Origin of the sequence: Chthonomonas sp. (assembly GCF_035294505.1) — a bacterium.
In the GTDB taxonomy this organism is placed as follows: Bacteria; Armatimonadota; Chthonomonadetes; order Chthonomonadales; family Chthonomonadaceae; genus Chthonomonas.
Genome location: NZ_DATGKU010000069.1, coordinates 1 through 9,450 on the forward strand (window position 1 = coordinate 1; position 9,450 = coordinate 9,450).

The following is a 9,450-nucleotide window of genomic DNA, read 5'->3' on the forward strand; positions in this document are numbered from 1 at the left end:
AGAGACTTGAACGCGGGAGGTTCCCGACATGCGAACCGAGCTTACAGACGAGCAGATCGCTTTCTATCGGGAGAACGGTTTTCTTGTTATCGAGAATTTTTTGGATGCCGACGAACTTCAACTATGGCGAGAGGTTACGGAAGAGGCTGTAGCTCAGCGCTTGGAGGCGGCAGGCAAGGCCGGTTTCAGCCCCGATAGACCGGAGACGCTGGCCAACCAGGCCGACCCCGATGCCTACTATGCCCAGGTTTTTGTGCAGTGCGTGCGCCTGGCAGATACCCATGAAGGCATGGCCAAGTTGATGCTGGATGAACGCCTCGGCAGGCTGGCGGGCACGTTGGCCGGAGTGGATGGCATTCGTATTTGGCACGATCAGGCGCTTATTAAACCTCCCTACGGCAATCCCACCGCTTGGCATCTGGACGTTCCCTATTGGTCGTTCTTCTCGCGTGATGCCCTTTCCATATGGGTTGCTTTGGACGACGCCACCCTCGCCAACGGCTGCTTGTGGTACCTCCCCGGCACGCACAAGCTGGCTACCGAGAAGAACGTAGGCATTGGGCATAACATGGGAGACCTATTCAAAATCTACCCGGAATGGAAGCACATCGAGGCCGTGCCGGCAGCCTGTCCTGCCGGCAGCGCCGTGTTCCATAACGGGCTTACAGCCCATGCCGCCGGGCCCAACATGACTCCGCGCCCACGTCGCGCCATGACCTGTGCCTACATGCCGGATGGTTGCCGGTTTAACGGACAGCGCAATGTGCTGCCGCCAGACTACTTCGCCTCGCTTAAGGTGGGCGACCTGTTGAACAACGACCGCCAAAATCCGCTTATTTGGAGTGCGAAGCGGGAGGCAGCGGCCGGCATATCCTAAAGAACGCGGGAGAAGGTTTTGCAACAGGACATCTATCGTTTTTGGGGAACCATCGGGTTCGTTGTTGGCATGCTGATTGAGTTGGCGGTGGCGCTGTTTTTATCGAGCGGCACGCATCAGGCTCTGCTCAACCCAACGACCGGGCGCTCGGATGTCTCGGTGGTTCCCTTCTGGCAGCTCTCCCTTCTCCCCCTCTTTTTATCGTTTATAGGAGCCTTTATCACCGGCATTGGCGCCGTCACGCTGGTTCGTGCAAAGGGGTTTCCGCCGATTTTAGGTGGGCTGTGTTTTATTCCGCCTACTCTGGGCATCGTGTGCTACTATCTTTATCTTACCGGCATCGCAGTGGTCTGCATTTTGCCGCGTCGTAAGGTCATGTGGGGTGAGACCCCCAAAACTCCCTCTGAAACCTCCAAGAAAGAGCCATGAAGTTCAGCGTAAGAAGTCATTTCGTGCTGCTCGGCGCCCTTTTGCTGTGTGTAGAGGCAGCCTATGCCCAGGAGATACCCGATATCGCACGCCGAATTGTGGGCGCGATCGGCGCTCAAGAGCGCATATTGTGGGTAGATGGAACGGCCAATATCACACGCACCGTGATGATAAACGGCCATCCGGAGGTCGTGGACTACTCCACAACGCAGGCGGGTGTGGAGGCTATTGTGGCCCATTGTAAGGCGGCACACATTAACACACTTGTTATAGATGTGAAGCCGTTGGCCGGTCTTACGCTTTACGATAGCCACGTAGCGCCAAGAATGCAGGTGTGGCAAGGGCACCCGATCCCCAATTTCGATATCCTTGCCGCGTTTGTGCAGGCCGGCCACCAAGCAGGGCTACAAGTGGATGCCGATATCAACATCCTCAGCGAGGGACATAAGTACTACCAGGTAGGGCCGGCCTATACGCACCCGGATTGGCAATCGGTGACCTACACGGTAGATCGTGGCCTCATCGCGCCGGATGGCAGTCGCCTTCCGATCTATGTGGAGGGCGAGCCTTCCGCCTCCAACCGCACCAAGGTGCTGCCTCAAGATACGACGGTGCTGTCGCAGGAGGCGGAGGCCATGGTAGGATTAGAGACCACCGGCAGCGACCTGAACAGTCCCTCCAATGCGCCCTCGAACACAACCGTTGGCCAACAACTTAATCTGGTGATTGATAAAGACGACCGCGTGACCGGTTTTGTGGATAGCGCTCTTTTAGGAGATAACCCGTTGAGTGCGCCGGATGAGGGCTACCTTATCTCGGCGGCTCGGGCCTCCGATCAACAGTGGATTGGAACCCACCTTACCCCGGGTTCGGTTGTCAGGTTCGACCTCCAGACGCCGCTGGTGCCTATTGCCCAGGCGGCCAACGAGAAGGTGGCCTGCTTTGTGAATCCGCTGAACCCGGCCGTTCGTAGCTATGAGCTGGCGATGGTGCGCGATATCGTGAGCCGTTACGATATAGACGGTTTTGTGCTCGATAGATGCCGCTACGCCGATTTCTACAACGATTTCAGCGATATTACCCGCCGCGCTTTCGAACAGTACATCGGGCATCCGGTAGCTCATTGGCCGGAGGACATCTATCGGTTCTCTCCGCACCCAGGTGACCCCATCATCCCCGGTCCCCTCTATTCGCAATGGATTCGGTTTCGTGCGCAGACAATGCGCGATTTCGCGGCCGACGTGGTGCGGACCGTGCACGCGGTCAAACCGGGGCTGCCGGTGGGAACCTATGTTGGCTCTTGGTACCCGGCCTACTACCCGGTAGGAGTCAACTGGGGTAGCCCGTGGACGCCGTTGCACTACAGCTGGTTTCCCGAGGGTTACCCCGATACGGGCTATGCAGAGCTGTTTACGTGGGTTTCTACCGGATGTTACTATCCGATTGCTACCGAGGAAGAGGCGATACGTCAAGGGAAGAGCAGAGACCTCACCGTAGAAGGGGCGGCACGCATCTCTCGCCTGGCTTTGGCGAACGGCACCCTACTCTATCCGGGAATCTACGTTCCCGACTATGAGGGGCATCCCGAAGAGATGATCCGCGCTCTTCAAGCGGCTGCGCGCCAAGGCGAGGGATGGATGATCTTCGATCTCTCCTATATTGACCAGTTCAACTGGTGGCCTTATCTCGAAAAGGCCTATCCTTCCGACGCTCTGCCCCCCGAACGATTGCCCGATATCCTTACAGCCATTCGCAGTGCACGTGGCGCACTGCCACCACCCAACGAAGGAGAGGTTCGCCAATGAAGCGTTTCGTCCTTTTGTTTGTCGCTCTTTTCATGCTGAGCGGCTTGGTACTGAAGGCTCAGGAAACACCTGCCAAGAAGTTCATTCCTCCGCACGGCCCCACACGCCCTGTGCCGCCGCCACACAACGCCATTGTGTTGTTCGATGGGAAAAACACGGATGCTTGGACTCAACTCGACGGCAGCCCGGTGAAATGGGATTTAAGCGATGGCATCCTCACCGTGAAGCCTGGAACGGGCAATATCATTACCAAGCAGAAGTTCGGAGACTATCGCCTGCATGTGGAGTTTCGGATTCCTTATATGCCCGACGCGCATGGCCAGGCCCGGGGCAACAGTGGGGTCTATAACCAAGGCCTGTATGAGGTGCAAATTCTCGATTCGGTGGACAACCCAACCTACTTTGCCGGGGGATGCGGCGCCATCTACGGTCAGCGCGACCCCGATGAAAACGCGGCGCTTCCGCCGGGGCAATGGCAGTCGTACGACATTATCTTTCGTGCCCCTCGATTCGACGCCAATGGAAACCTCATCGAAAAGCCGCGAATCACCGTAATATGGAATGGGGTCAAGGTGCACGATAATGTGGAGATACAAGGCCCCACCACAGCAAGCCTGCATGGGCCTATGGTGGCCACCGGGCCTATTATGCTGCAAGACCATGGCTGCCCCGTGAGTTTTCGGGACATATGGATCGTGCCGTTAAAAAATGCCCTGCCGAATCCGCCTAAAAAGGCAGAAAAATGAGGTGAGCGATGGAATCGCTCAGGAGATAAACGGATGCTTCGTCGTGTCTATTTTGGAATCGCGCTTTTGAGTTTGTGTTTCAGCTATCAGGTGGCTCGGGGAGCCGGTATCGCCTGGTCACACTCCCTTAAGAGCGCACTGATAAAGGCGCGTAGCGACCACAAGTTGGTGATGTTAGATATCTATACAGATTGGTGCTATTGGTGCAAACGCCTCGATAGCGATGTCTATCCGCAGTCGGTTGTGGTGAAAGCCGCTCGTCAGGTGATTCCGGTGAAGTTGAACGCCGAGACCACAAAGGAGGGGCGTGCAGCTGCCGCACGTTATGAGGTGACGGGTTACCCAACGGTGCTTTTTCTAGATGGTCAAGGCCAAGTGGTTGGGCGTATTGGAGGCTATGAGCCGGCTGCGAATTTTGCTGCGGATGTAAACCATATCGTTATGGAGTACCGGCAGCTTCCCGGCTTAGAGAGCTACGTGCGCTCCCATCCGAGCGATGGGGCGGCAGCGCTTAGGCTGTTGCATATCTATGTGGAGGCCGGGCGACTTAGCGCCGTGGAACCGCTTATCACGAGGATTCGGCGTGTAGACCCTAGCGGGTCGAAGAATCTGCTGGCGGAGGCGCTGCTCTTGGGGGGATCGGCCTACATTCACGCAGGCAACGCAAGCCGTGCCGCCACCTATTTTAAGGAGGCCGCCCAAAAGGCTCATATCCCCGATATAAAAGCCGAAGCGCATATGTATCTAGGGATGCTTTATGCGGCCCAAAACCAACTGACTCCTGCGGCCGCTCAGCTTAAGGCGGTCTTGGCCATTCAAGGCTGCTCCGCCGAGATGCACCAAGCGGCTCAGCAGATGCTAGCCCAGATTCAGGCGGCTCAGTTACAAACGCATTAAGAGGTAAAGCACCCGCTACAGAGAACGTCATTGCCGGTCGAAGGGCACTAAGAGTAGGCCTATTTGTCTCCTCTCTCCCTGTAGGTGGTGGAGTAGCGCACTGGCGCCCCATGTCACCTCGAAGCAAAGCTGAGAGGTCTTCTCATTTCATTCTCACTGAGGGGAAGGGCGTCGGCCTTGAGGGGAAGGGCGTCGGCCTTGAGGGGAAGGGCGTCGGTCTTAAAGAGCCGATGACACAACTGTCATTTCGAGCCGATACTACAACTGTCATTTCGAGCCGATACTACAACTGTCATTTCGAGCCGAAGGCGAGAAATCTTGCGTTTCCATCCTACCGGTTCTAAGGGGGTAAGGAGTGGGGCTGTCACTATCGCGGCTCTAGAGCCAATTCGTGGAGTGAGCCTTTCTTATTCGCCCCCTATCCCATCCTTTCGTCTTGCAGACAGCAACGCAGCGGCCAGCGAGATAGGCGATGAAGGGAGCGATTCAGGCCGCTGAGGTGTCTAGTTTATTTTGAATAGGGAATGGGACGATTGTGTTGAGTTTCCGAAGGGAAGGTTATCATAGAAAACCGCCAATGAACTTACCGGTCTCCCCTCTCCCAAAGTGGGGAGGGGCGGGGGGGTGGGGGCTTGAAGCGTCGGTGATACGACCGTCATTTCGATCCGAAGACGAGATGAACAACTGTCATTTCGAGCCGAAGGCGAGAAATCTTGCCTTTCCATCCCACCGGTTCTGAGAGATTGGGTGGTGTTGCAGAGACTGCCAATTTCCCAGCTCTAGAGTCAGTTTGTGAAGTAAGTCGGCTTCGTTCGCCCCCTATCCCATCCTTTCCCCCTATTAGGGAGAAAGGGGGCGGTTATGATGGGTTTCCGAAGGGAAACTAATCAAAGCAAACCGCTGATAAACTTGTTGGTCTCCCCTCTCCCCAATGGGAGGAAGGGTGGGGTGGGGAGGGGCTTGCAGAGCCGGCGATACAACTGTCATTTCAAGCCGATACTACAACTGTCATTTCGAGCCGAAGGCGAGAAATCTTGCGTTTCCATCCCTCCGGTTTTGAGGGGGAAGGGCCTCCTGCCCCGGAAAATCTTGCGATTTTTTGGGAACCCCCTGTATCGGCCTTGAGGAGGCAGGGGTGGGGCTGGTTAAACAAGCCTACCTTGTTCACCCTTTACAATGAACTCGCCAGTCACTGCTCCCTTCCCTTGTTATCTTGCCATATCTCCCCCTTAAAACAAAATTCATCAAATCTTAATCTCCTCTTAACATCCGCTTAATCCCCTCTTAACATGGCTTTGGCATAATATCGCCCGAAGAGCAAGGGAGGTCAAATAACAGAACTCGCGTGCTCCTCATGGCTAGCTGATGCCAGCATAGCATTAAAATCAAAAAATTGCGTCTCAAAGGAGATCGGTTCAATGAAGCGTCACACTCGAAACGGTTTTACGCTCATCGAATTGCTTGTCGTTATCGCGATAATAGCGATACTGGCGGCGATTCTGTTCCCTGTTTTCGCGCAGGCTCGTGAAAAAGCGCGCGCTATCTCCTGTTTGTCGAACCTCAAGCAGATCGGTTTGGCAACAGGCATGTACGTTCAAGACTATGATGAGTATTTTTATCCGCACCGGTGGAATTCCGGCCCAGACAGCAACCCCTTCTTGCAAGACCCTGTAGGGAACGCCACGATTACCGGTGCTGCCCGCAACAAAACCTTCTGGATCAGCCTACTTTACCCCTATGCCAAAAACTACGACCTCTGGAAGTGCCCCTCCGCTCCAAATGCATTCGTAAAATGGAACACGGATGGTGCCAAATGTGGCGGCTCTGATAACAACACTGCCGTTGGCTGCGGTGGCGTGGGATATGGTGGGCAGAATAGCTACGGACACAACGACGCCTGGATGAGCCCTGCCGGTAGTTATGCAACGCTCTACGGTGGCGCCGTTGCTGTGGTAGCAGATGCCGCTGTGCCGCGCGTGGCCTCCACGGTGCTCGTGGTAGATGCCTCTTACTACGGTGCCGTGCCCGATGTCTGCAACGAATCCGGGCTTTGGCAGGCAAATAAGGCAAACGGCAATGAATGCAACTATGTGACCGGCCAGGGAGCCTTTTACGGGCACTACTGGAAGAACATCGGGAATGCCCGTTGGAGCTGGACGGGTGGAGAGGCCGGGCCTTACGGCGGTGCCGCCGGGGTGCAGAAGGCCCTCAACGACGGTCCCTCCCGCCACAACGGCATTATGAACGTGCAGTTCGTGGATGGCCATGCGAAGGCGATCCCCTACAAGGAGCTTATCGGCGATGTCTGTCTCTGGACGACCGATGCCGATGGCCCGCATCCGGCCTGCCAGTAGTTCTTAGCGTTTCACGAGAGATATTGAGGGGGCACGTTAGAAACGTGCCCCCTCTTGCTCCATGTAGGCGAGGGAAGAGTTTATCGTGTGGTGGGAGAGGTACCGGTTTTCCGTGGTGTGCTGCGATAGACGCGCCACCAGCCGGGTTGAATCTGCTGTTCCTCCTGAAACCTGAGGAAACGCGCCTTTAATACCTCCGCGCGGCCCAAATAGCCCACGAGCTGCCGCGGGTCTTCGCGTTTAACCACCGGAAGGCGGCCTATATCGTGCAACAGCATCTTCTCCATGGCTTCGTAGACCGTCTCGTCTTCATAGGTTACAACGAGATTTTTGCTGCTTGCATCGAGAACGATGAGATTCTCATCGGATGGATGCTGCTCCAGAACTCGCACGATGTCGCCGCGTGTCAGTATCCCTACCAGCTTTCCCTCCGAATCCACAACGAGGAGAGCGCGATGCTTATGTAACTGAGGATCGGAGGTGGTGCCAATTTCTCGGGCCAGCTCGGCGAGCTTTTTGTCGGCGGGTATCACGCCGGGGGTACGATCCATCACCTCGCCAACCTTGACTTGCTGCAGCACGTCAGCCTCGTACTCTTGGGGGATGGTTAGGCCGCGTCGCGCCAACTTCTCGGTCATGATGGTGGTTTCACGCAAGAAGAAAAGAACGATGCCGTCGGCGATGGCACTGACGATCATCAGGGGCAGGATCGAACCGTAGTTGCGTGTGATCTCAAAGCCAAACAGAACAAAGGCGAAGGTGGAGCGAGAAGCTGCGCCGAAGATGGCCGCCATGCTCGCTACCGCAAAGGCACCGGGGGAGAGGTGCGCCACAGGGCAGAGATGGTTCATTGCGATGGCGTACAGAGCACCTAAGGCTCCGCCCGACATCAGCATCGGGGCGAGAAGCCCACCGGATGTCTCGGAACCCAACGAGATCAACAACGCCAGGCTCTTGAAAATAAGAATGATAAGCAGAATAGATACGGGCAGTTGATTGTTGAGGATGGCGGTGATGTTACCGTAGCCCACTCCGAGAACGCGCGGCGCGAATAGGCCGATGACCCCTAAGATAAGCCCACCGATGGCCGGTTTCCAAACATCGTCTAGGCGCAGATGCTCGAAGAGGTCTTCAAACCAGTAGAGCGCCCGTGTGTAGCCGATGGCGGCCAGCCCGCAGATGGGGCCTAGGAGAACATAGAAGGCGAGATCGTGGAAAATGTTGAACTGGATAGGCCCCACTTTGAACAACAGCCCGGTGCCGAGCAGTTGATAGCGCACAATGGTGGCGATAGCGCTGGCGATAGTAACGGGGATGAAAGATCGCGGTTTAAACTCAAAAAGCAGCAGCTCTATGGCGAGGATAACGGCGGCAATAGGCGTACTGAAGATGGCCGCCATACCGGCAGCCGCTCCACAGGCGAGCAGCACCTTGCGTTCGGCGGGGGTTGTGTCTATCAACTGCCCCACCAACGAGCCTACGGCTCCGCCGGTCTGGATGATCGGCCCTTCGGCTCCGAAAGGGCCTCCGGTTCCGATGGCGATGGCCGCCGAGAGCGGTTTCAAAATGGCCACCCGCGCCTCCACCTTGCTATGGCTTGTAACAACGGCCTCCATCGCTTCGGGAATGCCGTGCCCTTTGATCTTGGGCGTGCCATATTTGGCCATTAGCCCTACGATAAGCCCACCGATGGCCGGAACGAAAACGAGCCACGGCCCTAAGGTGTTGGAGGTGATGTTGGGCAGGGTGAAGGCCACTTTATGATAGAAAATGACGTTGGTAAGCAGGGAGATAAGGTCGTAGAGAATGTAGGCCACAAAGGCGGCCAGTACGCCGATGATAACGGCCAGCGCGGTCATCGTCCAGAGACGAAAACCGCGTTTCTGCGGCCTATTTACCGCGTCGGCATCCGCAGCTGTTGGTGCTAAGCCGTTGCTTGATGAGCGATCCTGCATCTGACCCCTTATCGTTTTGATGATGGATTTTTTCTCTATTATACCCTATTATGTCGTATTAAGACATAATAGAATGGGATGGGCTGCGTGGAGGTCTGAATGACTCGGTAGAGGCAAAACGATTTGCCGCAAACATGCAGGAGGGAGACGTACTAATTGTTAACGGCCACGGCCTAAAGGCAAAGGCTGCCCTCTCACGTTGTGAGCGATAGGACTTCGGGGTTGTTGAGGGCGACCTAGGAAGGAGGGGGTGGGGCTGTAGGGGTAATCACAAGGGTTACCCACTCATCACGGGACTCGGTTCTAGAGCCAGTCTGCAAAGCAAGCCAACCTCGTTCGCTCCCTATCCCGACCTTTCCCCCGATTCGGGAGGTGCTAGCGCACGGC

The 9,450-nt window shown here is 56.0% G+C and carries 7 protein-coding genes; 6 read left to right on the top strand and 1 reads right to left on the bottom strand.

What is annotated here, in order from left to right; genetic code table 11:
* Positions 1-28 precede the first annotated feature (28 nt).
* From VKV18_RS03420 to VKV18_RS03445, 6 genes are all read left to right on the top strand, one after another.
* A complete protein-coding gene (locus VKV18_RS03420; RefSeq protein WP_324202827.1) occupies positions 29-877 on the top strand; it encodes a phytanoyl-CoA dioxygenase family protein in 849 nt (282 codons plus the stop codon).
* 18 nt (positions 878-895) lie between these two features.
* The gene (locus tag VKV18_RS03425) at positions 896-1,306 is read left to right on the top strand and encodes a hypothetical protein (RefSeq protein ID WP_324202828.1); all 411 of its coding nucleotides are present in this window, start codon (positions 896-898) and stop codon (positions 1,304-1,306) included.
* Entirely contained in the window at positions 1,303-3,111 is a 1,809-nt protein-coding gene (locus VKV18_RS03430) for an alpha amylase family protein (RefSeq protein ID WP_324202829.1), read from the top strand. Before VKV18_RS03425 ends, VKV18_RS03430 begins: the two co-directional genes overlap by 4 nt.
* Entirely contained in the window at positions 3,108-3,857 is a 750-nt protein-coding gene (locus tag VKV18_RS03435; RefSeq protein ID WP_324202830.1) for a DUF1080 domain-containing protein, read from the top strand. The genes VKV18_RS03430 and VKV18_RS03435 overlap by 4 nt, the downstream gene beginning before the upstream one ends.
* A 33-nt stretch (positions 3,858-3,890) precedes the next feature.
* The gene (locus VKV18_RS03440; RefSeq protein ID WP_324202831.1) at positions 3,891-4,754 is read left to right on the top strand and encodes a thioredoxin fold domain-containing protein; all 864 of its coding nucleotides are present in this window, start codon (positions 3,891-3,893) and stop codon (positions 4,752-4,754) included.
* A 1,418-nt stretch (positions 4,755-6,172) separates the two neighbouring features.
* Positions 6,173-7,108 (top strand): type II secretion system protein, encoded by a 936-nt coding sequence (locus tag VKV18_RS03445; protein ID WP_324202832.1) that lies wholly within the window; start codon positions 6,173-6,175, stop codon positions 7,106-7,108.
* Positions 7,109-7,188: 80 nt separating this feature from the next.
* On the opposite strand, the gene VKV18_RS03450 is transcribed toward VKV18_RS03445, so the two are convergent.
* Positions 7,189-9,063 carry a chloride channel protein gene (locus VKV18_RS03450; RefSeq protein ID WP_324202833.1) on the bottom strand — a complete coding sequence of 625 codons (1,875 nt, stop codon included), beginning with the start codon at positions 9,061-9,063 and terminating at the stop codon, positions 7,189-7,191.
* Positions 9,064-9,450 lie beyond the last annotated feature (387 nt).

What these genes read in the sequence shown, in the direction of transcription:
- VKV18_RS03420 (WP_324202827.1), top strand. Translation starts at nt 29, where the DNA reads ATGCGAACCGAGCTTACAGACGAGCAGATCGCTTTCTATCGGGAGAAC.
- VKV18_RS03430 (WP_324202829.1), top strand. Translation starts at nt 1,303, where the DNA reads ATGAAGTTCAGCGTAAGAAGTCATTTCGTGCTGCTCGGCGCCCTTTTG.
- VKV18_RS03435 (WP_324202830.1), top strand. Translation starts at nt 3,108, where the DNA reads ATGAAGCGTTTCGTCCTTTTGTTTGTCGCTCTTTTCATGCTGAGCGGC.
- VKV18_RS03440 (WP_324202831.1), top strand. Translation starts at nt 3,891, where the DNA reads ATGCTTCGTCGTGTCTATTTTGGAATCGCGCTTTTGAGTTTGTGTTTC.
- VKV18_RS03445 (WP_324202832.1), top strand. Translation starts at nt 6,173, where the DNA reads ATGAAGCGTCACACTCGAAACGGTTTTACGCTCATCGAATTGCTTGTC.
- VKV18_RS03450 (WP_324202833.1), bottom strand. Translation starts at nt 9,063, where the DNA reads ATGCAGGATCGCTCATCAAGCAACGGCTTAGCACCAACAGCTGCGGAT.